Annotated in this window: 21 protein-coding genes; 7 read left to right on the top strand and 14 right to left on the bottom strand. The window is 66.5% G+C overall.

Annotated features, from left to right (window positions below; translation table 11 throughout):
- Positions 1–253: 253 nt before the first annotated feature.
- Genes KQ310_RS00575 through cax form a run of 3 tightly spaced genes read right to left on the bottom strand, consistent with a single transcriptional unit; the run spans position 254 to position 3332 of the window.
- Positions 254–1036, bottom strand: coding sequence for an E3 ubiquitin ligase family protein (locus KQ310_RS00575; protein WP_259719855.1), 783 nt, complete (start codon positions 1034–1036; stop codon positions 254–256).
- The gene (locus tag KQ310_RS00570; RefSeq protein WP_259719854.1) at positions 1036–2226 is read right to left on the bottom strand and encodes a pentapeptide repeat-containing protein; all 1191 of its coding nucleotides are present in this window, start codon (positions 2224–2226) and stop codon (positions 1036–1038) included. Before KQ310_RS00570 ends, KQ310_RS00575 begins: the two co-directional genes overlap by 1 nt.
- Positions 2223–3332 (bottom strand): calcium/proton exchanger, encoded by a 1110-nt coding sequence (gene cax / locus KQ310_RS00565; RefSeq protein ID WP_259719853.1) that lies wholly within the window; start codon positions 3330–3332, stop codon positions 2223–2225. Before cax ends, KQ310_RS00570 begins: the two co-directional genes overlap by 4 nt.
- Before the next feature lie 579 nt (positions 3333–3911).
- Between cax and KQ310_RS00560 the strand changes: the two genes are divergently transcribed.
- Positions 3912–4088, top strand: coding sequence for a hypothetical protein (locus tag KQ310_RS00560; protein WP_259719852.1), 177 nt, complete (start codon positions 3912–3914; stop codon positions 4086–4088).
- Between the two features lie 63 nt (positions 4089–4151).
- On the opposite strand, the gene KQ310_RS00555 is transcribed toward KQ310_RS00560, so the two are convergent.
- From KQ310_RS00555 to KQ310_RS00545, 3 genes are read right to left on the bottom strand one after another with little or no spacing between them, the layout of a single operon-like run.
- Complete coding sequence (locus tag KQ310_RS00555; protein WP_259719851.1) at positions 4152–9008, bottom strand: PAS domain S-box protein; 4857 nt, start codon at positions 9006–9008, stop codon at positions 4152–4154.
- Positions 9005–10279, bottom strand: a complete 1275-nt coding sequence (locus KQ310_RS00550) for a GAF domain-containing protein (protein ID WP_259719850.1) — start codon at positions 10277–10279, stop codon at positions 9005–9007. Before KQ310_RS00550 ends, KQ310_RS00555 begins: the two co-directional genes overlap by 4 nt.
- Positions 10280–10284: 5 nt before the next feature.
- Complete coding sequence (locus tag KQ310_RS00545; RefSeq protein WP_259719849.1) at positions 10285–11436, bottom strand: HD-GYP domain-containing protein; 1152 nt, start codon at positions 11434–11436, stop codon at positions 10285–10287.
- Between the two features lie 342 nt (positions 11437–11778).
- On the opposite strand from KQ310_RS00545, the gene KQ310_RS00540 reads away from it, so the two are divergent.
- Positions 11779–14463: an ATP-binding protein gene (locus KQ310_RS00540; RefSeq protein ID WP_259719848.1), complete on the top strand. Its 2685-nt coding sequence runs from the start codon at positions 11779–11781 to the stop codon at positions 14461–14463.
- 35 nt (positions 14464–14498) lie between these two features.
- Positions 14499–14807, top strand: a complete 309-nt coding sequence (locus KQ310_RS00535; protein WP_259719847.1) for a hypothetical protein — start codon at positions 14499–14501, stop codon at positions 14805–14807.
- On the opposite strand, the gene KQ310_RS00530 is transcribed toward KQ310_RS00535, so the two are convergent.
- The 3 genes from KQ310_RS00530 to KQ310_RS00520 are packed head-to-tail and all read right to left on the bottom strand — an operon-like array spanning position 14804 to position 19393.
- On the bottom strand, positions 14804–16999 hold the full coding sequence (locus KQ310_RS00530) for an ATP-binding protein (RefSeq protein WP_259719846.1): 2196 nt from the start codon (positions 16997–16999) through the stop codon (positions 14804–14806). The two genes, KQ310_RS00535 and KQ310_RS00530, sit on opposite strands and share 4 nt — an antisense overlap.
- On the bottom strand, positions 16996–18696 hold the full coding sequence (locus KQ310_RS00525) for a GGDEF domain-containing protein (RefSeq protein WP_259719845.1): 1701 nt from the start codon (positions 18694–18696) through the stop codon (positions 16996–16998). The genes KQ310_RS00530 and KQ310_RS00525 overlap by 4 nt, the downstream gene beginning before the upstream one ends.
- Positions 18686–19393 (bottom strand): phosphoribosyltransferase, encoded by a 708-nt coding sequence (locus KQ310_RS00520; RefSeq protein ID WP_259719844.1) that lies wholly within the window; start codon positions 19391–19393, stop codon positions 18686–18688. The genes KQ310_RS00525 and KQ310_RS00520 overlap by 11 nt, the downstream gene beginning before the upstream one ends.
- A 93-nt stretch (positions 19394–19486) precedes the next feature.
- On the opposite strand from KQ310_RS00520, the gene gap reads away from it, so the two are divergent.
- Positions 19487–20485 (top strand): type I glyceraldehyde-3-phosphate dehydrogenase, encoded by a 999-nt coding sequence (gap, locus tag KQ310_RS00515; protein ID WP_259719843.1) that lies wholly within the window; start codon positions 19487–19489, stop codon positions 20483–20485.
- Between the two features lie 28 nt (positions 20486–20513).
- On the opposite strand, the gene KQ310_RS00510 is transcribed toward gap, so the two are convergent.
- Positions 20514–20867 (bottom strand): hypothetical protein, encoded by a 354-nt coding sequence (locus KQ310_RS00510; RefSeq protein WP_259719842.1) that lies wholly within the window; start codon positions 20865–20867, stop codon positions 20514–20516.
- 263 nt (positions 20868–21130) lie between these two features.
- Here KQ310_RS00510 and KQ310_RS00505 point away from each other — a divergent pair, with 263 nt between their 5' ends.
- Positions 21131–21625 (top strand): hypothetical protein, encoded by a 495-nt coding sequence (locus KQ310_RS00505; RefSeq protein ID WP_259719841.1) that lies wholly within the window; start codon positions 21131–21133, stop codon positions 21623–21625.
- A gap of 510 nt (positions 21626–22135) precedes the next feature.
- Positions 22136–22327, top strand: coding sequence for a Thivi_2564 family membrane protein (locus tag KQ310_RS15800; RefSeq protein WP_311134675.1), 192 nt, complete (start codon positions 22136–22138; stop codon positions 22325–22327).
- A gap of 137 nt (positions 22328–22464) precedes the next feature.
- Here the strand turns inward: KQ310_RS15800 and KQ310_RS00500 are convergent, their stop codons facing one another.
- Positions 22465–22746, bottom strand: a complete 282-nt coding sequence (locus tag KQ310_RS00500; RefSeq protein WP_259719840.1) for a hypothetical protein — start codon at positions 22744–22746, stop codon at positions 22465–22467.
- Between the two features lie 84 nt (positions 22747–22830).
- On the opposite strand from KQ310_RS00500, the gene KQ310_RS00495 reads away from it, so the two are divergent.
- Positions 22831–23262 (top strand): hypothetical protein, encoded by a 432-nt coding sequence (locus KQ310_RS00495; protein WP_259719839.1) that lies wholly within the window; start codon positions 22831–22833, stop codon positions 23260–23262.
- A 113-nt stretch (positions 23263–23375) separates the two neighbouring features.
- Here KQ310_RS00495 and KQ310_RS00490 read toward each other — a convergent pair whose 3' ends face one another.
- The 3 genes from KQ310_RS00490 to KQ310_RS15905 all read right to left on the bottom strand — a co-directional run.
- Positions 23376–23651 (bottom strand): hypothetical protein, encoded by a 276-nt coding sequence (locus KQ310_RS00490; RefSeq protein WP_259719838.1) that lies wholly within the window; start codon positions 23649–23651, stop codon positions 23376–23378.
- Positions 23652–23800: 149 nt separating this feature from the next.
- Positions 23801–24343, bottom strand: a complete 543-nt coding sequence (locus KQ310_RS00485; protein WP_259719837.1) for a GNAT family N-acetyltransferase — start codon at positions 24341–24343, stop codon at positions 23801–23803.
- Positions 24336–24461 (bottom strand): DUF1778 domain-containing protein (locus tag KQ310_RS15905; RefSeq protein WP_399237281.1); only part of this gene is annotated, 126 nt, incomplete at its 5' end. The genes KQ310_RS15905 and KQ310_RS00485, both read right to left, overlap by 8 nt.

The raw sequence follows: 24461 nt of genomic DNA, 5'->3' as shown, positions 1-24461 counted from the left end.
GCTCGCGCCTCCTTCGTCGTAAGCACGCACCCTTTACCCTTGCAGGCAAACGGCACTCGCCCTCAGTGCCTCTCAGCACCGAAGACTCTGCGCTTCCGCCGGTGCTCTCGCTCCCGGTGTGCTGCGCAGTCCAAAACCATACCCCATCTCGCTCCGATCGCGCAAGCTTTCCTCCCTTCACGCAGACCTTCCTCCGCTCGCCTGGCGCGCCACGGCATCTGAAGTCCAGACACCTCTTGCCACCCGCACCATCTCAGCCCGCCAGGCTCAGCACCACCAGCACCAGCGCCGTGACGACCAGCACGGCGCTGCCCACCGCCCACATCCGCCGCTGCCGCGCCGTTCGTGCCAGCAGCACCTGCTCGCCTTCGCGGCGGATCAGGAACAGGCCGTCCTGCTCCGGCTTGCGCAGGGCCAGGCTGCCGCTGGCATCGCTGACCTCAGCCACCACGAAGATCCGCCCGCCTGAGCGAAATACCTCCTCATCGCGGCGCATCCCGAGGCTGCGGATCTGCTGCCGGGCCAAAGCCTTGCCCTTGGCTGAAGGCGCCGCCTCGTCGTCGGGTTCGAGGACGGAGAGCACCGATTCCCATTCCAGCTCGGCCTGCTCCGGTTCCACCGGCAGCTCGTGCCCAGCCTGCACCAGGCGAAACGAGCAGCGCCGCTCCAGCCGACTCACCTCCTGGGAGCGCTGCTCCCAGCGGCTTTTGGTGGTGGTGCGCCCCTCGGGATCGGTGGTCTGCTCCTCAACCCGCTCCTGATACAGATGCGTGACCGTATCGACGAAGGCGACGCAGGCCTCGCCGCTCCAGGGGGCCTGCAGCGGCTCCTCGCAGACCAGCTCGCCCTCGAGCTTGACCAGTTCCCGGAAGGAGCCTGCTCCGATGCCATCCACCACGGTGGCGTGCAGATCCAGCAATTCGGCCACGCTGCTGCTGCGCGCCGCCCGCAGCAGGCTCAGGCGGCGCCCCTGATGCAGGGAGCTCCAGCCGCAGAACCCGGCGGCCAGGGCCGCGACCAGGGCGATCCATCCCATCACTCGCCCTCCTCGCCGCGCAGCGGCAGCCGATCCGGCAGCCCCTTGCAGCCGCCCGGCAGGGTCTGGCGGGACCGCTTGCCACTCCAGGCCGCCAGGTAGAGGCGGGCTTCCGGATCCAGCAGACGCACGCCCGTGAGATTGATGTTCTCCACCAGGGCGCCGGTGCCCCGCCCGCTCAGGAAATCGGGGCTGACTCCGATCTGGCGCGGCGTGGCGCTCTCCAACGGGCCATAGAAGAAGCGGGTGTGCTCCAGCCGTGCCCCCTCCAGGCAGGCTCCACCCAGATCGACGCCGGCCAGGTTGGCGTCGCTGAGGTCGGTGGCTTCGAGATTGGCGCCGCGCAGGTCGGCGCTATTGAAATCTATGCCGCGCAGATCAGTACCGGCCAGGTCCTGGCCCCGCAGGCTCTGGTACAGCTGGATCACGGGCACGCCGGCCACCCGATCTTCTTCGTAACTTCCCTGGCCATCGAGGATGGCGCGGCCGAGCCGATGGTCGCGCCGCAGCGGTGTGAGCAGGCGCGCATGGGAGAGAAAGCGCAGGATGCGGGCCTTGCCGTCGGCATCGATGCTGCTGAGCACGGCCGCCAGCCGCCCCTCGGCCAGCATCCGCTCCAGCGGCCAGTCTTCCAGCAGGCCTTCGTCGTCGCTGATCAGCTCGGAGACGCCGTGGATGAAGCTGTCGATCGTCTGGGCCTGGGTGATGCGGTTCTGCTGGGTGGTGAGCCGCTGGTCGACCATCACCTGCCGCCAGGCGATCATCAGCGCCACCGAGGCCACCAGGATCTGACCGAAGGCGCCGATCACCCCTTCGCCGATGGCGCCGATCGCCTCCCAGTCGGCACGGCGGTAGATCCCCAGCAGGGGATCCCACCAGCCCAGCTGCAGGGTGATCACCACCAGCGCCACCACCAGCGCCAGCACGGCCGCGATACGGGCGGTGGGGGGATCGTCGATCCGCTGGCGCAGCAACTGCCAAAGCGGTGGCAGCAACTGATGCAGCGACAGTGCCACGGTGAGCAGGGCCGCCGCCGCCGCCACCCAGACCAGGCCAGCCAGGGAGGCCGCCAGGGTGAGCGCCACCGCCAGCAGCAACCGCAGCAGGGGCGACTGGCGCAGCAGGGCCCAGAGGGTGATCGGGCGGAAGGGGGGCGGAGCCGTGCGGCGCTCGTCGGACAGCTGACTCATGGCAGGGAACCGCCCTGGAAATAGAAGCCTGCGGCCAGGATCAGATAGGTCGCCAGCAGCAGCACCCCCTCCAGCCAGTCGGAACGCCCATCGAGGCTGACGAGGTTGCTCACCACAACGGCGGCGATCACGGCGACCAGCTCATAGAGGTTGAAACTCAGATCGAGGGGATGGCCCAGGGCAGGCCCCAGCAGCACCAGCAGGGGCACCACCAGCAGGGCCACCAGCAGGGTCGACCCAAGGGCAACCGACACCGAGAGATCCATCTTGTCCTTGCGGGCCATGCTCACCGCCGTGAGGTATTCGGCGGCGCCGCCGAGCAGCGGCAGCAACACCACGCCGGTGAACAGGGCCGTGAGCCCGAAGCCCTCGGTGACGCTCTCCACCACACCCACGAACAGCTCGGATTCATAGGTGAGCGCCAGGGTGGCCAGCAGCAGCACCACCACCCAGGGCAGCACCCTGGGGCGCTCCCCGCCATGGGCGAGCTCCTCGCTGTCGGCTTCGGCCACGGCGTAGAGGGTGCGGTGGGTGCGCAGCGAAAACAAAAGGGTGAGGCCGTAGACCGCCAGCAGCACCCAGGCCACGAACAGGGAAAAGGATTCGCGGCCGGCCGCTGCCACGCCACCATCGCCGCCTCCGGCCAGGTTGCCGCTGGCGAGGCTGCCGACGCTGGGCAGCAGGATCGCCAGCACCGCCAGGGTCATGGCCGATCCATTCACCCGGGCCACCACCGGCTGAAAGCGCTGCTCACTGCGTCCGATGCCACCGACCAGCATCGAGAGCCCCAGGGCCAGCAGCAGGTTGGCCATCACCGTGCCGGTGATGCTGGCCTTGACGATCTCCACCAGACCAGCTTTCAGGGCGGTGAGGGCAATGATCAGCTCGGTGGCATTGCCGAACACGGCATTGAGCAGGGCGCCGATCGAGGGGCCGAAGCTGATGGCCAGCTCCTCGGTGGCCGTGCTCAGCCAGATCGCCAGGGGAATGATCGCCAGCGCCGAGGTGGCGAACACCGCCCCATCCCCCCAGTGCAGGGTCTCGGCCAGCGCCGACAGGGGCACCATCACCAGCAGGCCGAACGCGATGGCGTTGCGGGGGGTCATGGGCCTGGATCGGTTCGGCGCATTCTGAACGCACTTGCCCGGCTCAGCAGCGGTGGCTGCAGCATCGGCGCCAGATTCCCGGTGCCGACACGGCGACGCAGAGGAACGACACACTGGCTGGGGGCTGAGCCTCGGCCTGCTCGCCTCCAAAGGTCTGGGCCTGCGGCTGCCGGAGTCAGTGGCGGGCGGCGTGCATGGAGCGCTCACCTCGGTGGTGGTGACCTGTCCGGCGGCCCTGCTCGATGCCCTGTTGCCGATGCCCCGGCACCTACCTCGGGCTGCTGATGGCGGGGCTGCTGGCGACCTGAACCCTGGCGGTCTTAACCCTGGCCAAATGTGAGGGTTCCTGCAGTTCTGCCGTTTTGTGGGTTACGGTGATTTCATCTGGCAGAAGCCGGCGAGCTGAATGCTCGCGCATGCCAGAACCAGCACCGAGCCGCCCCTGCGCTTCCTGGGGACGGCCCTTCAGGACCAAAGCCATGGCGGTGACCAATCGCCACGTCTGTGCTGCCCGTGTGCGAGTCCCATCGGGGACCGTGGCAGCTGGCCGGTGCGTGATCCATATCTTGTCGCAACGTCATGTCCATCACCCGCAACCGACCCATCACCAGAACCACCAAAGCTGGCGCCAAGCGCAACACCGCTCCGTCGCGCAGCGCCCCATCCCGCAGCGCTCCGTGCAGCAGTGAGCGGCGCGGAACCAGCAGCAACCCGCAGGAGACACCCTCCTGGGAGGAGCTGCTGGGGCGCCGCTGAACTGAGGCGCGGTTCAACAAGGCACCGTTGATCAGGACGTCGTTGAACACCCAGGCCGAGACCTCAATCTTGGCGTCCGGACCCGGCGCTCAGGGCGGCGAGTGCCGCATCAAAGTCAAATCGGCGGGCGCAGTGCAGCGCCCGGCGCACCTGATCACCCAAGGCAGAGGGGCCCAGCTGCTCCGCCAGGTCCTCCAACTCGTCCCGGGCCTGCGCATCACTGGCGGCCAGCAAGCTTCGGCAACGCTCCAGCCGTTGCTTCAGGAGAGCGAGAGCGGCGGGATCCGGCTCCACCAGGGCCCTTGTGCGGTCCACGGAACCAGGTCCCTCACCAGACCCCTCGCCAGCGTCCAGGGCCTCCAGGCCCGCCAGCACAGGGCGAAGCTGGGCGAGCAACGCCTGGAGATCGTCCTCAACCTGGCCGCTTGCAGTGTCTGATTGCTCGGATTGCTCCGATTGCTCCGATTGCTCCGAACAGGCCGCTTCCAGGGTCGCGGCCGCCTGCTGCACCGCATGGGCTCCGATCGTGCCAGCCGTGCTCTTGAGCGTGTGGGCCAGACGGGTGGCCGTGCTGCCATCACCCCCCTGCCACGCCGCCTGGAACTGGGCCTCGAAGGTCTGCTGCTCCTCTGAAAAACGCCGCAGCAAGCGCCGGTAGAGCTGGACATTGCCCATGGTGCTGATCATGCCGGCACGGCGATCGAGGCCCGGCAGGAGGGGAAACTCCGGCGCCGGGGCGGCAGCGGGCGATGATGCGGCATACGGCAAAGCAGCCGGGGGAGACGACGCAGACGACGAGGCTGCCGGGGGGCGAATCCAGCGCGCCAGGGTGCGGAACATCGCCTCCACATTGAGGGGCTTGGCGATGTGATCCACCATGCCCACCGCCAGCACCTTCTCCCGATCCCCCGTCATCACGTTGGCCGTCATCGCGATCACAGGAATCGACGCCAGGGCCGGATCGGCCTTGATCGCGCGGGTGGCGGTGTAGCCATCCATCATCGGCATCTGGCAATCCATCAACACGCCGTCGAAGCGGCGGTCGCGCGCCAGCAGCTCGAGAGCTTCCTGGCCATTGCCAGCCACCTCCACCACCAGGCCGGCCTGGCGCAGCAGCTCGCAGGCCAGTTCCTGGTTCATGGCGTTGTCTTCCACCAGCAACACCCGCGCGCCGACCAGGCCCTTCGCCGTTTCCGCCGATTGCCGGCCCAGCTCGGAACGGCGCGACTCCGGCTGGATCTGGAGGTGATCCAGGGCTGCGGCAATCCCCTCCAGCAAGGAGGAGGCCGTGGTGGGCTTGCTGATCACCCCATGGATCGCGAGCCCATCCCGTTCGGCCATCTCCTGAGCATCATCGGGCCCGAACGCCGTGACCATGAGCAGGCGCGGCTGGGTCTTCAGAGGCAAGGCCGTGATCTGCAGTCCCGCCTCGATCCCGTTGATCAGGGGCATGCGCCAGTCCATCAGCACAAGGACATAGGGATGGCCTTCGGCATCGGCCTGCTGCACCGCCCGCACCGCCGCCTCAGCATCGCTGGCTGTGTCGGCCTCCATGCCGAAGCCGCGGGCCATGGCGGCGGTGATTTCAAGGGCACTGGAGTTGTCGTCCACCACCAGCACACGCACGCCGCGCAAATCCTCGGCGACAGGCATCCGCTTGGCAGCGGGATGGGCCTGCAGGCCGAAACGGGCATGGAAGTGAAACGTGGAGCCCGAGCCGAGGACACTCTCGACCCAGATCGACCCACCCATCATCTCCACCAGATTGCGGGAGATCGCCAGCCCCAATCCCGTGCCGCCGTACTTGCGCGTCACGGAGCTGTCGGCCTGGCTGAACGACTGAAACAAACGGCCAATCTGTTCCTCAGACAGGCCGATGCCCGTATCCCGCACCCAGAAGTGCAGCATCACGGAATCGGCGCCAGTCTCAAGGGGCTCAACCCCCACCACGATCTCGCCCTGTTCGGTGAACTTCACGGCGTTGTTGCCGAGGTTGATCAACACCTGCGAGAGCCGCAGCGGATCACCCACCAGGGCATCAGGGCAATCGATCGCCTGATCAAACAGCAGTTCCAGGCCTTTGTCGACAGCCTTCATCCCGACCAGATCGCCGAGATGGCGAAGCACAGCCTCGAGGGAAAAATCGACCGTTTCCATGATCATCCGACCGGCTTCAATCTTGGAGAAGTCGAGGATGTCGTTGATGATGCCCAGCAGGTTTTCCGCAGAGGTGTGCACCTTGCCCACGTAGTTGCGCTGCTTGCGATCGAGATCGGTCTGCAGCGCCAGCTGCGACATGCCGATGATCACATTCATCGGCGTGCGGATCTCATGGCTCATGTTGGCCAGAAAATCACTCTTGGCCCTGGTGGCTTCCTCGGCCAGCGCCATGGCCTGGCGCAACTCCCGTTCCACCTGCTTGCGCTCGGTGATATCGCGGATCGTCTGCATCAGCATCAGCTTGCCGGCGAGGTTGATCGGAACCAAGGTGATCTCGCAGGGGAAGAGGGTGCCATCACAGCGGCGATGGATCCACTCGAAGCGTTTGATCTGCCGCTGCTCCAGGATGTTGGCCATGATCTCCGATGCCATCTCGATCGTGAGACGCCCGTTCTCCTGGCGCTCCGGTGAGAGCTCGGCGGGCCCGGTCTTGAGCAGCTCCTCCAGCGAGGCGAAGCCAAACATCTCAAGGGCGCGGTCATTGGCATGCTCCCAGCCCATCTCAGGACTCAACACGAGCAACGCATCATTGGAGCTGCGGAAGAAGACGTTCACCAGCTCCTGGGCCGCCCTGCGTTCGGCAATGTCCTCAAACATCCACACCGCGGAAACCTGATCGCCCTCGATCCGCAGAGCCTGAGACGACACACCGGCCAGGAACGGCTGGCCATCCTTGCGGCGCAGGGTCCACTCGCAGGTAGCAATCCTGCCGGCCTTGAGATCAGGAAGCATGACGGCATCGAAGGCGTCGTGATCCTCCGGGCTGGGGAAGAGGATGGAGACGGGCTGATCGATCAACTCGGCGGGTTCATAACCGAGGTAGACGGCAGCACGCCGGTTGACCTGCACCAGAAGGCCAGCCTTGGTGTACAGGATGCCATTGGGAGCGCTCTGGAAGATCGCCTCCTGCCGGTCCACCAATTGCCGGATCGCCGCGGCCTGATCACGTCGCTGGCTGATGTCCCGCAGGGCGGCACAGAGGCAGTTGCCATTGCCGTCGATCGTCGGCAACTGGGACAGGCTGATCTCCAGGGGGAACGCGCCACCATCGCTGCGCTGGCCGCTGAGCTCGGCGCTGAAGATCTCTGCGCCAGCCTGGAGCCCGAGGTTGTTCACCCGGGTGAGCAGTTCCGCCATGATCAGCCGGGAATGGGATGGCACCAGTGCCATCAGCTCGCGTCCGATCAGGCCACCGGCCGCGGCGCCGAACATGGCCTCCGCCTGCGGATTTGCCAGGATGACGCAGCCGGAAGAATCGGCCACGAGCATGCCGTCCGGGGCGGATTCGATGATGGCTCGGTACCAGGCTTCGGTGGTCTGGAGCGCCAGCTGCCCCGCTTCGAGCTCAGCGGTCTGTTGCTGCAGGGCATCCGACAGCTTCCGGGATCGCTCCAGCAACTGTTCGGTATTGGCGTGGCGATCGAGGATGTCGAGGTTCATCGCCAGCACGGGCAGGATCGCCTCGATCAGGGCCTGCTGCCGCGGCTGGAACGGCTGAAAGCTGGCCAGCTCCAGCACCGCCAGCAGCCGATCTCCGCGCAGCACCGGCAACACCGACAGCACTGTTGGAACCGCCTCCCCCAGGCTGGAGCCGATCCGCACATAGTCGGCCGGGGGGCGGGTGAGGGTGATCGACTGGCGCTCCAGAGCACACTGGCCCACCAGCCCTTCGCCGATGCGGAACTGCTGGGCGAGATCCTTGCGTTCGCGGTAGGCGTAGCCACCGAGCAACCGCAGCCTCTGCTGATCAGGCCCGAGCAGAAAAAAGGCGCCATGGCCGATCGGCACCACGGCGGCCAAGGTCTGCAGGACACGCTCGACCAGATCGTGGACACTCTGCGAGCGCTGCAGGTTGGCCGCGATCTCGGCCTCATGGCTCTTGAGCCAGCGCTGGTCTTCCACCTGGCGGGATTGATCGCGCAGCACCCGGATCGATCGGCTCCAGGCACCGATCTCATTGGGGTAGTGCCCGTAGGGGATCTCCTGATCGAGTTCCCCCTCGGCCAGGCCCTCCACCACTCGTCGCAATCGATCTTCCGGCTGACGCACGGAGCGCGCCACCAACAGGGCCGCCGAGACCGCCAGGACCATCCCGCCGATCAGCACCAGCACCAGCACGTTGAGGCTGGTGGCAGCAACCCTGCCAGCCTTGAGATTGCGTTGCGCCGCCTCCTCGTTGATCGACGCATTGATCTGTTCGAGTTTCTCGATCACCGACTGCAGCACAATCTGGAAGTCCAGAGTCCTGGCCACAGAGCTACTCACCATCGCCGTCAGGGCCGGGCGGAAGGAGCGCACCAGCTCCAGCAACTCGCCCAGGGGAACAAGCAGTTCTGTGTCGTCTGCATGGTTGGCCGCCAATTGGCCTTGGGCCCGCTCCAGGTGGCCCTGCATCTTCTGGTAGGCCCCGAGCATCTCCTCGCTGATCAAGCGGCGACGCTCGGGATCCGTTGTGGAGCGCAGCGCCATCAGAGACCGCTCGATGCGTGAGAGCTGCATGGTCGCCACGCTCACATCCGAGGCGGTGAACACATAGACCTCATAGGTGTGCTCGTTCTCTTGCGCGAGCTTCTGCATCGACCAGAGGCTGAGGCCGCCCATGAGCACGGGCACCGAGATCACCACGCCGAAGCCCACCAGCAACTTGCGCCGCAGCTGGAGCTGCTCCAGGCTGTTGAGCAACGGGGCGAACGGGTTCATGGCATTGCCGGCTGGAGCGCGTCCAGCTGGGAGAACCTGGCCAGCAGGGCCGCCAGCAGAGGCAGCATGTCGGTGATCAGGCTGCGCTGCCGGGGCTCCAGGGGTGTGAAGCTGGCCAGCTCCACCACCGCCAGCAGCCGCGGTTCGCCGATGATCGGCAGCACCAGCAGCATGGCGGGCACCGCATCGCCCAGCCCACTGCGGATGCGGTAGTCGGGCGGGGGATCGGTGAGCACCAGGGGCGTGCGATCCCGGGCGCACTGGCCCACCAGCCCTTCGCCTATATGCAGACGGACGGGCCGATCCAGGGCGGCATAGGAGCCGATCAGCCGGAGCGGTTGCTCACCTCCCACCCAGGCGTAGAAGGAGGCCGCCCCGATCTCCAGCAGGGCAGCCAGCTCGCTCAGCCAGATCCGGGCCAGCTCCTCGCTGCTGCCAGCCTGCTGGAGCAGCTGGCCGATCCGCACCTGCTGGGTCTTGGCCCACTGATCGAAGGCCAGCTGCTGCGCGGCCCGCTCATAGGCCCCCAGGGCATGGGCCAGGTCGTGGATCTCCTGAGCGCTGCAGGCGGGAAGCCGCAGGGACGGCTGCTCCGTCACCCCCTGCTGCAGCATGCGACGCTCCAACAGGAGAAGAGGCTGCACCACCGATCGGGGCACCACGACAAGGAGCAGCACCAGAGCAAACAGCATGGCCAGGCCGATCAGCACCACGCTCTGGCGCCACGCCAACTGAGCCCGATCAACAACAGCTTCGACCTTGTCGTCGAGCCGCCCCTGCAGCCTCTGCATCAGCCGATCCCCTGGCTCCAGAACCTGCCGCAGCTGCTGGTCGTAGCCCACGCTGAACAGCAACTCCCGCCCCTGATCTGCCTGGCCCGCTCGTGCCAACGCCATGGCCCTCCGCTGGAGAGCGATCAGCGCCGCAGCCCGGCTCTGGACCTGGCGCAGGAGCTGCTCCTCCTGGAGGGAGAGCGACAGTCCTCGCAGGCGCCGGGCCGCTTTGTCGACACTGCGGTTCACCTCCAGCTCCCGCAGATAGGCCTGCTCGAAACCATCCTCCCCAGTGATTACAGAACTGCGCGCGCTCCTGGACAGCTGCTCGATTCCGCCCTTGAGCAGAGCGACCTGGTCCTTAGCCTGCAGCTGGAGAGCCAGGAGCTCGAGCTTGTCGGATCTGGCCTGACTGAAAGCCACCAGGCTGAGACCCAGACCAAGAGCCAACACGAGATAGGTCAGGGTGATCAGTCGCGTGCCGGTCTGGATCCGCATGGTGTTCAGCCCGGCAGGGGTTGCTCTCCCCGGATCATCCGGATCGCACGGTCTTTCTCTAGGAGGTCGTGGTCGGTATCGGCGTAGCGGTGAGCGATCGCCTGGAACTCCTCTTGAAGCGCATCACAGGCATCGACCACATCGGGATCGAAATGGCTGCCGCGACCCTCGTGCAGGATCTGCATCGCCTGGGCATGCGACATGGGCGCCTTGTAGACACGGCGACTGATCAGGGCGTCGTAGACATCGGCCAGGGCCATCAAGCGGGCAGAGACCGGAATCGCTTCTCCCGCCAGGCCGAGGGGGTAACCCGAGCCATCCCACTTCTCATGGTGGCTGAAGGCAATCTGCTTGGCATGGCGGAGGAATTCCACTTTGAGGTGGAGATGTTCCTCCGCCGATTCAATCGCCGCCAGGCCAAGGGTGGTGTGGGATTTCATCACCTCGAATTCCTCCGGCGTCAGGCGCCCCGGCTTGAGCAGGATGCGATCAGGGATCCCCACCTTGCCGATGTCGTGCAGCGGGGCGCTGCGGTAGAGCAGATCGATCGTCTGGTCGTCGTCGAGCACGGCGCGGAAGCGCTCATGGTGGCGCAGCCGGATGGCAAGGGCGCGGACGTAGTTCTGGGTGCGGCGGATGTGGTTGCCGGTTTCGTTGTCGCGCGTTTCAGCCAGCGAGGCCATCGCCTGGATGGTGACATCCTGAATCGCGGCCAGTTCACGGGTGCGCTTCTGCACCTCCCGCTCCAGATCGGCATTCTGATCGCGCAGACGATCTGCCACCGCTTTGAGTTGCAGCTGGGTGGCCACCCGGGCCAGCAGAATCGGCGGACTGACCGGCTTGGTGATGAAATCAGCCGCCCCGAGCAGCAGGCCGCGGGCTTCATCATCCACCGTTGACATCGCCGTGAGAAAGATCACCGGAATCTCCCGCGTCGAAGCGTCCTGCTTCAGCTTCTCGCAGACGTGATAACCGGACAGGCCCGGCATCATGACGTCGAGCAGGATCAGATCCGGTGGCGGCTGGGCGGCGGCAATCTCCAGGGCCTTGGCTCCCCCCTTGGCTGCCTTGATCCGGTAGCGATCCTGGAGGAGGGCACTGAACAGCTCCAGGTTATCGACGCTGTCGTCCACGATCAGGATCGTGGGTGTTTTCAACCCTGAAGACCTTTCGCCCGCATCGGGGGCGAAGACAGGGGGCGCAATGATGGCAGGCGCCGTCTGCGGAGAGCGATCCTCGGAGAGGGGTTTGGAAACAGCCTCATCCATGCACCCTCACCTGGCCCGCAAAGCAGCGAGGCCGATGTAGAGCCATGCTACTCAGCTCGGCCAGCCACCGCGCCACGGAGCGCGACGGCACGGCAAAACGAGGCAATTCGATTGATGTCTTAACGCGACAACCTTCCCGAGCCCAAGCGGTGTCGCCCCGGGGGCTGCGCTCTCTCAGGGAGCCCCTGGCGGTTCGGCGTAGGTTTGAAGGCGATTGGGGGCTCAGCAGGGATGTCCGGCCCTGAATCCAACGCTGCAGGCTCTGAAGCCAGGCCTGTTCGGGCTCGCTTGCTGCGCCACTTCGTGCCGGAGATCCTGCCGATCGCCCTGCTGATCATCGGCGGCGCCTGGCTGATCGCCGAAGGGCTCGCCCATGAGGAGATCCGAAGCCTGGCCTCTCGCCGCCTGGAACGACTGGACCTGGCCCTGGAGGCCCTGAACGAAACAAGGCATGGCGCCGTGGACCAAATCTGGGCGGCCCAGCATCTGCCGTCGCTGGCCGCAGCGGTGGCGCAACCCAGTGCCGCCCACCTGGCGACCCTGGCGAATGACTTCCAGGCCATGGTCTCCACCGCACCCTGCACCCAACAAATCCGCTGGATCGATCGCAACGGCCAGGAGCAGGTGAGGGTCCAGAGAAGCGGCAACCGCCTGCTTTCCATCCCCCCCCAGGCCCTGCAGAACAAGGCCAATCGGCCCTATGTGCGGGAGGGCCTCCGCCTGCAGCCAGGGCAGCTGTACATCTCCGCCCTCGACTTGAACCAGGAGCAGGGCCAGCTGGAGCGGCCCTACCGGCCCACGACCCGGTATGTGCTGCCCCTGGTCGATCCCAATGGCCAACGGCAGGGCCTGGTCGTGCTGAACAGCTCCGGCCGCTGCCTGCTGCGCAACTGGCTCCGGGCCATCCTGAACGACACCAGCCGACTGATGCTGGTGAACCAGGACGGCATCCGCCTGGACCTGGCTGAGCAGCAGCAAGACTGGAACTTCCTGCTACCCGGTGCCCGAGCGGAGCAGCAGAGCAACAGCCTGGCCCGGACAGCGCCCGCCGCCTGGGCCGCCATGACATCGGCGCCGCATGGGTCGGTGAGCCTGCCGGACGGGGACTGGCACTGGAAGCAGATCGACTCCAAGAAGGACATCGATGAGCATCTGGTCCAGCTCAGGGCGGGCAGGGCGGGCACCATCGCCGGCAGCTCCCTGACCGACCCCAGCCGGCTGGGGTTTGATCGCCTGGCGGTGTCTCACCTGCCAGCCTCCGAGCGAGCCGCCATCTTCTGGCAGCACCGGCGCCAGGTGTTGCTGCAGGCGAGCCTGCTGATCGGCCTGGCGGTGCTGAACGGCATCCGGCTGACGCGCTTTCGCCTGCGGCTGTTGAGCGTCAATCACCAGCTCGCCGCCCGTGCGGAGGAGGCGCGCAGCAACGCCCAGGCCAAAACCACCTTCCTGGCAAATATGAGCCATGAGATCCGCACCCCGCTGCATGTGGTGCTGGGGCTGGCCCATCTGCTGGCCCAGGAGACACTCACGGCCGGCCAGCGCAAGCTGGTGAGCCAGATCCAGTCGTCCGGGCAGCTGCTGCGCAGCCTCACCAACGACATCCTCGATTTCACCAAGATCGATGCGGGCCAGCTTCACCTGGAGGACAGCACCTTCACACTGGAGGCGGTGCTGGATCGCCTCGCCACCACTCTGGCCGTGGCGGCCGCCAACAAGCCGATCGACCTGCTGATCGCCCCGCCAGCCCACCCCCTGGGCCGCCTGCGGGGCGATGCCACCCGGCTCGAGCAGGTGCTGGTGAACCTCACCACCAACGCCGCCAAGTTCACCGAACAGGGCCAGATCGCCCTGCTGACCACAGTGCTGGATCTACAGCCGCGGCGGGTACAGATCCGCTTCGAGGTGCGCGACTCGGGCATCGGCATCCCACCGGAACTGCAGGAGGCGATCTTCCGGCCCTATGTGCAGGAAGACGATTCGATCGCCCGGCTCTACGGCGGCTCCGGGCTGGGGCTGGCGATCAGCCACCGGCTGGTGGAGCTGATGGGCGGCCAGCTGGCGCTGGAGAGCACACCGGGCCAGGGCAGCTGTTTCCAGTTCACGGTGAGCTTCGAACGGCTGCCCACCGCCCTGGCGGCACCGGCCCGGTCGCCCCTGCGGGTGCTGGTGGTGGACGGCGATCCAGCCAGCCGCGACGCCCTGCTGCTGCACTGCCGCGCCCTGGGCTGGCAGGCCAGCGCCATGGCCGATGGCACGGCGGCTCCCAACAGCGGCGGCCCGGAGCAAGCGCCACCCCAGCTGGTGCTGCTGGCTGAAGCGCAAGGGGCCGAAGCGCTGCGCCAGGCCTGCGGCCAGCCACCACCACGGATCCTGCTGATCGTGCGGGCTGGCCAGAGCCAGGCCCTGAAGGCCTCCGGCCTGCCCGCTGCCGCGGATGGCGTGCTCGAACAGCCGATCACCGCCGCCGCCATGGCCGCCGCCATGGCCGGATTCGAGGAGAGCACGATGGCATCTCCGGCCGAACCAGGGGAAGCCGTCGCAGCGGCAGACGAGACCGCAGCCGCCCAGAAGCCCCTGGAGGGCCTGCATCTGCTGGTGGTGGATGACAACCGGCTCAACCGCTACCTGGCCCTGCGGATTTTCGGCAACGAGGGAGCCAGCATGAGCCAGGCGGAAGGGGGCCAGCAGGCGCTCGACTGGCTGGCGGCCCATCCAGGCAGCGCCGATCTGGTGCTGATGGATCTGCAGATGCCCGGCATGGATGGCTGCACAGCCACCCGGCAGATCCGGGCCCAGGAGAGCCTGGCCCACCTGCCGGTGGTGGCCCTCAGCGCCGGAGCCACCACCGGGCAGCGGCAGGCGGCCCTGGAGGCGGGCATGGACGCCTTTCTGACCAAGCCGTTCGAGGTGGCCTAGGCCATTGCCCTGATCCGCCGGCTCTGCGACCGCGAATGTCCGCTCCCCTGATGCTCAGCTGGAGCGCCACCGCCGCGGCCGGCCTGGTCTGGCTGCTGTGCGCCCTTCGCAATGGCCGCACCCTGTGGCAGGCCAGCCGCGGCAGGGAATCGGGGTCACCGATCCTGCTGCTGGGTGGGCTGTTCGGCGCGATGGCCGTGCTCTGGTGTCCACTCCCGCAGGTGAGGCCATGGTTCTGGCTGCCTGCCCTGCTGGATGGGGGCTCACTGCCCGCCCTCGCCTGGATCGCCTGGACCCACTACCGCAGCAGGCGTCCTGCCCGTCAGAAGAGCAGACAGCGCTAAGGCAGCGGTTCTGAGGTGGGCGCCCAGCGCCGCACGATCTCCAGCAAGGCCTCCAGCCGCACGGGCTTGGTGAGGACATCGTTCATGCCGGCGGCGAGGCAATCGCGGCGATCGGAGGCGGCGGCATTGGCGGTCACGGCAATGATCGGTACCGGCACCAGCCCGCCGGCCAGCTCTCGGCGGCGGATCTCCCGGGTGGCGGCGAAGCCGTCCATCTCCGGCATCTGGCAGTCCATCAGGATCAGATCCCAGGACCCTTCACTCCAGAGCGCAACGGCCTCGCGCCCGTTGTTGGCCTTGCTCAGCAGAGCCGGCGCAGAGGCAGGGGCAGAGGCCAGCATCCGCTCGAGGATGCGCTGATTGAGCTGGTTGTCTTCCGCCATCAGCACCCGCACGCTGCGCTGGCCGGCCTCCGCCAACGCCGCTGGCGCCGTGGCCCCTGCAGCCGCGGCCGCTGGATCCGTGGCCGACGGCACCGCAGCCGGGGGCTCAGCGACGGGCAGGGGCAGGAGTACCCGCAGGGTGGTGCCCTGCCCCTCGACGCTCTCGAGCGCGATCGTGCCGCCCAGCAGCTCTACCAGGCGCCGGCTGATCACCAGCCCCAGGCCCGTGCCGCCATAGCGGCGCCCGGTAGAGGCATCACCCTGCTGAAACGGCTGGAACAGGCGCGCCTGGTGCTCGGCCGGGATGCCGATGCCGGTGTCGATCACCTCGAGCTGGTAGGCCCCTGCTTCGCCCTGCTGCCGCACCCGGATCACCCCAGGGGCGGGGGTGAACTTGACGGCGTTGCCGATCAGGTTGGAGAGCACCTGCCGCAGGCGGGACGCATCACCCAGCAGCCAGGCCGGCAGCTCGGGGCCGTTCTCCAGCCGCAGCTCCACCCCCGCCGCCAGGCTGGGCCGATACAGATCCACCACCTGGGCGGCCAGGCGCCGCGGCTCGAAGGGAGCCGCCTGCAGCGCCAGCTGACCCGCCTCGATGCGGGAGAAATCGAGCAGATCGTTGAGCAGAACCAACAGGCCATCGCCGCTGGCCTGGATCGCCGCCAGCAGCTCCCGCTGATCGGTCGAGAGCGATGAGGAGGCGAGCAGCTGGGCAGCGCCGAGCACGCCGTTGAGAGGGGTGCGGATCTCGTGGCTCATGTTGGCCAGAAACTCGCTCTTGGCGCGGGAGCCCGCTTCGGCCAGATCGCGCGCTGCGATCAAGGCCTGCTGCTGCCGGTCGCGCTCCACTTCCACCCGCAGCTTCTGCTGCTCGATCGCGCCGATCACGAGCGCCGTGAGCGATTGCACCGCCAGGAACACCTGCAGCGAGAGGAGCTGATCGTTGAGGGCTGCGTAGCCGGCGAAGGGACCGAGGCCGCCGATCGTGTAGGCCGTGGCCATGGTCGCCACCACCATTACCTGCAGAGCCACCACCCGAGGAGAACAACGCAGCGCCCCCCAGAGCAGCGGCAGCAGGCACAGATAGGTGCCGCTCACCTGCCGGGCGATGGAGTGGGAAAACGCCGAGAAGATCAGGCTGCTCACCACCAGGGTGGTGGCCAACACCAGAATTTTTTCGCTGGTCGAGGCCTGGGAACGGGCACCGCGCAGCCGCGGATTGGGCCGGGCCAGGAGAAGCGGCGCCACCAGCAGGCCGCCAAGCCAGTCGCCCCTGGCCCAGGTGGCCGCCACATCCGACGTGATGCTCCAGGGGATCGTGCCCGCCAGGGCCAGGGCGCTCGCCCCACCCGCCGCGGCCAGCACGCCCTGGACAGCCGCCGCCAGGGCCAGCATCAGCACATCCTGGGGGCGATCGAGCCGGCCCCGAATGCCGAAGCGCCGCAGCAGGCGCAAGGCCAGGAGCAGACCGAGCGCCGCGCCGGCAGCCGGCAGAAGCGCCAGGGGAACCAGGAATGGGTTCCAGATCCACTGGCGGCCCAGCCAGGCCATCTTCAGCAAGGGACCCAGCCAGAACACCAGCCACTGGCCCAGGAACACCCCTGCCGCCACCGCCCACCGGCGTTGAAACACGGTGAGCCCCAAGCCAAGGGCCATGCCCGCCGCCGGCCAGAGGGGGGAAATGGTGGTGCCCTGAAAGACCAGGTTCTGGCCAAGCAGGCCCGTCGTGAAATAGGCGAGAAAGGCGAGCAGAACGGTGGCCGCCGTGGGCCTGATCGCAACGAAGAAGCGTGCTCTGGAGGCGCTCATTTTGAGGGTCCAGCAGCGAGGGATGGACGATCTCCGCAGGACAACACCACCCGGTTCCGCCCAGCCTGCTTGGCGCTGTAGAGGGCGGCATCGGCCCGGGCCAGAAACTCCTGGGGCGATTCCTCCAGCTGGATCAGCGCCATGCCGATGCTCAGGGAAATGCAGAGGCTGCCCTGGTCGAACGGAATCGGCTCGGCCACATGCCGGCGAATCTTTTCGGCTAGGGCGAGCACCAGCGACTCGGGTTCCACCCCCTGCTCCGTGCCCACGCCCTCCAGCAGCACCACCAGCTCATCGCCACCGAAGCGGGCAGCCAGATCGGTCTGACGGATGGCCCGGCGCAGGCGATGGGCCACCACCCGCAGCACCGCGTCACCGGCGGCATGGCCCTGGCCATCGTTGATGGCCTTGAAGTGGTCGATGTCGCAGAACAGCACGGCCAGCGGCAGATCGGAGCGGCGCCGGCCGTCCATGGCTGACAAGCGTTCCTCCAGACCGCGGCGGTTGAGCAGTCCGGTGAGCAGATCGTGCCGTGCCTGTTGGGTGAGGTCGGCCTCGGTCTCGACCTGATCGGTCACATCGATGATCTGGGCGATCACCTCCAGCACCTTCCCCTCCACGTCCCGGCGGATGGAGACCGCAAGATCACCCCAGAGCACGCTGCCGTCCTGATGGAGGAAGCGCTTACGCAGCCGATAGGAGCTGCGGGTTCCGTCCAGCACCTCCGCGGCCAGGGCCTCGTCTTTGGCCAGATCCTCGGGATGGGTGAGGGTCTGCCATTGGAGCCCGAGGAGCTCCCCCTCGGAGCGGCCGAAGAAGCGGCACAGGGCCGGATTCACCTTCAGGAACGTGCCCAGGCCCGGCTCGCAAAGATACATGCCAATCGGAGCCGCTGTGATGATGTTTTCCAGGGCCTGGCGAGCCAACTGCTCCGAGCTGGCGAGGGCCTGGCGAGCCAGCTGCTCGGGGCGGATGTCGCGCCAGCTGCCCACGATGGCGGTCACCGGACCCGCGGCGGAACGCAGCCCCCGGCCGGTCACACCCACACTGCGGTAACCACCCTGGAGGCAGCGCACGCGCAGCTCGAAGCGATGCACCTCGCCGCGCTGAAAGGCAGCCTCGGCTTCGTGCAGCTCGGCGATGTCGTCTGGATGAACGAACTCCCCAAAGGCCCTGCCGATCAGATCCTGGGGGTACCAGCCGGTCAGCGCATGGAGGGAACTGGACACCCACTGGGTCACCCCCTGCGGCGAGGTCGAGAACACCACATCGGAGGCGTTCTCAGCCAGGAGGCGATAGGACCGCTCCAGCTGCATGCGTTCACGGCTCAGGGCCCGGGCCAGCATCACGATTGTGACCATGGCCAGGAGCTGCAGCCAGTACATGGGGGTGCTCTGGATCTCCTGATGCGCGCCAATGGCCAGCGCCAGCAGCAGAGCCACGCCTCCAATCACCAGGGTGTGAAGGAGCGAGAGCAAACCAGCCGCCAGCAGGACCGGAACCAGGTAAAAACTGGCCAGGGAGATGTGGGGAGGGGTAAGCAGGTCCAGGAGGGCGATCCCCAGCAGCAACAGCCAGAGGGAGACCGGTGCGCTGAGCACCCGATTGAAAACGATGGGGAGGCGGCGCAGCTTCATCCGCAAGAGCCGCACCACAGCTACCTCCTGAGCGTCTTCAACAGCTTGTTCAACGCTCACGCTCCCGGCCAGGCCCCTGCTGGAACGGCTGCAGAATCTTGAGCACCTCCAGGTCGGTGAGCTGCTCGAACCGCTCGAACCAGAGACCCACCGCCAGCAGGTCGTCCACCACGGCCAGGGCTTCGAAGCGATCGAGCTGACGCTTCAGATCGATGGCCACGGCCCGATCCACCACCGGAACCGCCAGGGCGAGGGAGGCCGGCTGCAGCTGGCGGAGGGAACGCAGGGCCGCCTGCACGGTCATGCCGGTAGCGATGCCGTCGTCCACCACGATCAGGTGGCGGCCGCGCAGCTGGCCGGGCTGGGGATCGCCGAACAGCCTTTGGCGGCGGGCCAGCTCACGCTCCTGCTCCTGCAGCCAGCCCCGCTGACGGGCGGCGGCAGCCCAGCCGCTGGCCTCAACGCCATCGCGCCACACCACCACCCCAGGGGCTCCCACCTCACCGGCAGCCACAGGGCCGGCGGCCACAGCACCGATCGCCACCTCCGGATCCGCCGGATCCGCCACCTTGCGCACCGACCAGGTGCTCAGGGGCAACTGGAGCCGGCTCGCCATCGCCGCCGCCACGGGCACACCGCCGCGGGGGAGCGCCAGCAGCAGGCTGCCTGGAAGACAGGGCGATGCCACGCCAAAACCCTCGGCCAGCGCCAGCCCCGCCTGGCGGCGATCGATCCAGAGCGGTGGCTTGGAAGACACGTTTGATCCAAGCAGGCCAGGGGGGAGCCAGACAACCAGCCGACCGCTGCATAGGGTGAAACGGCATGCATCCCAGGGAAGGGAGGAACGTTCATGGCCATCAGGATCGGCATCAACGGCTTCGGCAGAATCGGGCGTCTGGTGTTTCGCCGCGCCTGCCAGCTCGATGACGTGGAGGTGGTGGCGATCAACGACCTGATCGCTGTGGACTACATCGCCTACATGCTTCGTTACGACTCCACCCACGGCCGCTTCGGTGGATCGGTGGAGGTACAGAACGGCCAGCTGGTGGTGGACGGCCGCGTCATCCGCATCACCGCCGAGCGCGATCCCGCCAACCTGCGCTGGAGCGAGGTGGGTGCCGACTACGTGCTCGAATCCACCGGTTTCTTCCTCACCGACGAGACCGCCCGCGCCCACCTGCGCGCCGGTGCCAAACGGGTGGTGATGTCTGCCCCATCCAAAGACGACACGCCGATGTTCGTGATGGGGGTGAACCACACCACCTACGCGGGGCAGGAGATCGTGTCGAACGCCTCCTGCACCACCAACTGCCTGGCACCCCTGGCCAAGGTGATCCACGACAACTTCGGCATCGCCGCCGGGCTGATGACCACCGTGCACGCCACCACCGCCACCCAGAAAACGGTGGACGGCCCCTCGGTGAAGGACTGGCGGGGCGGCCGCGGCGCCGGCCAGAACATCATTCCCTCCTCCACCGGTGCCGCCAAGGCGGTGGGCCGGGTCATCCCCGCCCTGAGCGGCAAGCTCACCGGCATGGCCTTCCGGGTGCCCACCCCCAACGTGTCGGTGGTGGACCTCACCGTGAATCTGGAGCGGCCCGCCAGCTACGACAGCATCAAAGCGACCGTGAAGGCGGCCTCGGAAGGGGCCCTGGCCGGCATCCTCGGCTACACCGAAGATGAGGTGGTGTCCACGGATTTCCTGGGCCAGTCGTGCACCTCCATCTTCGATGCCAAGGCCGGCATCCCCCTCACCGACACCTTCGTGAAGCTGGTGAGCTGGTACGACAACGAGTGGGGCTACTCCTGCAAGTGCCTCGACCTGATGCGCCACATGGCCACGGTGTGAGGGCGGCCAGGCTCCTGACGGTGTGAGGTCAGGGCGGGTCGGTGAGGAACCACTGCTGCACGAGGCCCGGATCACCGCTGCTGGCATCGCCATGGGCGGTGATCACTGCCAGGTAGTGCCCGGCGGCATTGACCCAGAGAAAGCGGCAGAACCCCAGCCCCGTGCTGGAGCAGCCCCAGGCCTCGGGATGGTCGCGGCAGCGCCGGTCTTCCGGCAGGCAGCCCTCGGGTTCCGCCGGGGCCGGCACCCGCCGCCAACCCGCCACCGCCAGCCTCTGGGCGGCGGCGGGATAGGGCTGGCCGGCCTTCAGGGGGAAGGCCAGGTCGCGGCCGGTAATCGGCGTCCCCCACAGTGCCGCCAGCAGCAGCGCGCCTCCAACCATCGAAGCAAGCCGGGCCCGTGGCAGCGAGATCATTGGCGGCCAGTTCTGTCGCGTCCAGCGGAGTTGGGGCATCGCACACTCACCACAGCTGCCGCCACGGTGCCGTGATCCCGCCGTAGCGTTCATGCAGGGTGGCACCGCCGGCGACGATCCGTTGGCCTTGATAGACGGACCCAGATCCAGAACTCCTGACCCATAGCCCAGATCCATCGCTTTTGATCAGTGGCCTGGGTCATCCAGCCGATCCTGCGCGCGATCCAGCCATGACCGCTCCCGATTCCTCCAGCCACAACCTGTTCAACTCCCGGCTCTGGAGCTGGCGCTACCAGGCTCCGGCCAGCGGCACAACCCGTCCGATTCAGGCGAGTGGTCAGTTCCTGAGCGACACCCAACCAGACGCCGAAGGCTTCTACGCCATCCACCGGATCCAGGGCCGCCGCAATGGCGTGCGGATCGATGGGCTGTGGCCGGCGGGTGAGGCCATTCCCGGCAACATCGACCCGATCACCGGCGTGCCCTACACCGGCGACAACCGGGTGCGGCAACTGGATGGCGCCAGGGGAGCGGCCCAGCTCACCAGCGCCGGCTTTCAATACGGGCTGCGCGATGGCACGTTCTCGAACGTGTTCCATGCCGGCTTCATGGAGCCGCCCGTCACCCTGGAGTTTCACTCCGCACCGCCCTATCCGATCGGTGCCGTGCCACCGAACAGCGAAGACCCGGTCACCTTCCGGGCCACGCCCCTGCTCGGCTTCTGAGCGAAGGGCAGCGCCACGGCCTTTCGCCTGCGACTATCTGGGCCGCTACATCGCGGGCTACATCGCCGACGACAGTCTCATGGTGGGTCTGGCCGTCGTGGCCGTGAGCAGCAACCAAAGCACCGAACGCACCGGCCGCCTGCTAAGCCGGGCTAGCTGCTTTGAGCAGGCACGAACTCCGGCCTTGGGTTCTGAAGCGTTCGAAGCCGCAGCGCCTGATCCCACTGGTGGAGCAGGTCCCAATTGGCAGGGCATCTACTGCTCAGCACAACCACTGCTCGGCGTATCCACTGCTCGGCGCAACCGCTGCACAACGCAACTACTGCACGGCCATTCGGGAACGGATGTCCAGCACATTACGCTTTGTAGATCCAGCAGAATCGGCATCCAGATCAATGCCCAGCCTCAAGGAGGCCGCAGCAATGGAGATCAATGAAGAGCCTGCATTAAGACTCCAAAGCATCCCGACCCGCCACCTCGAACACAGACTCGATCCCAGGAGAATAGCCAATGTCTCTGATTTCACTGATTATTACCCTGATTGTCGTCGGAGTCCTGCTGTGGCTCATCAACAACTACATCCCAATGGATTCCAAGATCAAGCGAATCTTGAACATTGTTGTTGTTGTCGCGGTCGTCGTGTGGCTACTCAACTTACTCGGCCTGATGGATTCCATTCGCGGCATACGCGTCGGCAGATAATCGCCCGCCTAACTGCCGCTTACTCTCCGAAGACGCGATAACCAAGCAGGACCGTCCCGACCGAACTGAGGAAAAGGCAAAAGGCAGCCGCATGAAAGTGTGGCTGCCTGAAGACTGATCAAGGCCGCCAAATCAGGTTACTGAGCAGCCTGGAGGTTCGGACATGGGGCCTTCCAGTCGCTCAGCAGCTTCAGCGCCTGATCGGTATTCCCTTTCGACTTCAGCTGCTTCACCGACAACTGAATCCGTTCGCAATCAACCTGTTTCTCAAGCCGGATTCGTTGCGCCCGAAGATCCTGAAGTTCCCGTTCCACCTGCTGACGCCTTCCCTCCTGCTGGGCCACCCCAGCCTGACGCAGACTCGCTCCCGCTTCTGTATTGGCGGCGTCGGCACGTTGCCGGGTGGCGGCCGCATCCATCTCCCTGATCTGTAGCTGGAGTGCGGTTTCCCGCTGCGAGGCAGACTGCAGGTCGCCCCTGAGCGTCAGCTCGCTCTGCTCGCGTTGCAGTACCTCTCGGGCAGACTGCTCCTGAATGAGCTGAGCCTGAAGCCGCTGCTGATGCTGCTGATTCAGGAAGACGAGGCCAGCCACAACCACAACAAAAACCGAGAGTCCCGCGATCCAGTTCTGATTGCGCCGATTCAATTGATTCCGCCGATTCACAGGATGGTCCATTCACTCCTCCGCCATGGTGTGGGTGCTAGACGTGCGCATTCGGCCTCGTTTCCGCTCCATTGGTCCGCTGGTCTGCCCGTCATTCCAAGGCTAGATCGCCTGCAGGTGGTTGAGAATCGCGCACAAGCTGATCAGCATCTTGACGTGAATTCTGCGTTTTCCTGGCTCTGGGAACAGGGAGCTGGGATCGGGGATCTCGAAAGGTCACAAGCAGCCGTTGCCTCCCTGCGTCATTACACTGCGAATCCCCCTGGTTGACCGAACTGTCCCATGGCGGGGCTGGCCGTCGTGGCCCTGAGCAGCAACAAACTCATCGCACTAACCTCCGGCATGCTGAAGGAGAACCTGCTCAAGATCGCGGTGCTTGCTACCTAATCCAGTTCCCGGATGTGGATCAATCCCTGCGGCTCCTGAATGTCCGCGCGGCAGTTCGGCGCCTTCTGGCGCACGACTTCCTCCGCGACACGCTTCAGGATTTCACGGCGTCGATCGGCAGCCCAGGGGTGGCATGAGTGCCAGTGGTCAGCAGCCTCCCCCCAAATCAGAGCGACGCTGTCGCTGCCGCCCAGCTCCCAGTAAAAGCTCAGACTCCCTGCCGGCTCGTGATAGGCAATGGCACCGCAACGCCCCGTCTCACGAATCTCCACGCGCCAGGGTCGCATCCAGGGAGTCACGAACCGGTAAGAGGGAGGGAAACGGTGCGCACCGCTTGGGCATTGTTGCGCCTGTCGATGGCAAACACAGCCGCGAGCACGCCAAACTCGGAAACCCTTGACAGGAATGGCTCGAAGATTCTTCAAGCGGTGACCCGCTTGGCTGACCACAGACCTGTCGTGAGAAGCGGCTCCTCGCCAGGCCCTCCCAGCGGCAGGTAGAGGCTGTTCGGGGTGTCGAGGTAGGGCCGGAAGCCGTAGCGGAGGTAGAAGCTCTTGGCCACCTCCCCCTTGGCATCCACGATCAGGGCGTAGCCACCGACGGATCGGCGAGCCTGCAGACAGCGTTCGACCGCAAGGCCAACCAGCAACTCACCGATGCCTTCTCCGCGCCAGCGGTGATCTCGGGCCAGACGACCCATCCGAAAACAGGGGATCGGATCAGGGGGGAGGGGTCGGGCATCCTCAGGCTGAAGGTTGGCCAGGCCGACCTCAGCTGGGGCGAGGGAGTAGAAGCCGGCGATCGTGCTGGTTTGGTCGACCGGCACCAGTACCCAGCTCTGACTGATGCCCCGGCGCATGGTCTGGTGGGCGTGACGCTGCACAAAGGCATCCAACGCCGGCTCACCACAGGCAAAGGTAGAGGGGTCGTGGTGTTTGGGTTCGAGCAGCTGCTCTTCAAACACGCTTGACGCGGGCGTGGACCTGGTTCAGGGCCTCGGACAAGGCCTCGTTGGGGCGGAAAGGCTCAGCCAGGGCAGCGTGGAAGGTTTCGTAGTCACGACGGGAGAGGGAGACGGCCCG

Origin of the sequence: Synechococcus sp. CS-1328, from assembly GCF_025128095.1 — a bacterium.
Taxonomy (GTDB): Bacteria; Cyanobacteriota; Cyanobacteriia; order PCC-6307; family Cyanobiaceae; genus CBW1002.
Note: the sequence above shows the minus strand (reverse complement) of the source record. Positions and strands in the feature narration are given on the sequence as shown.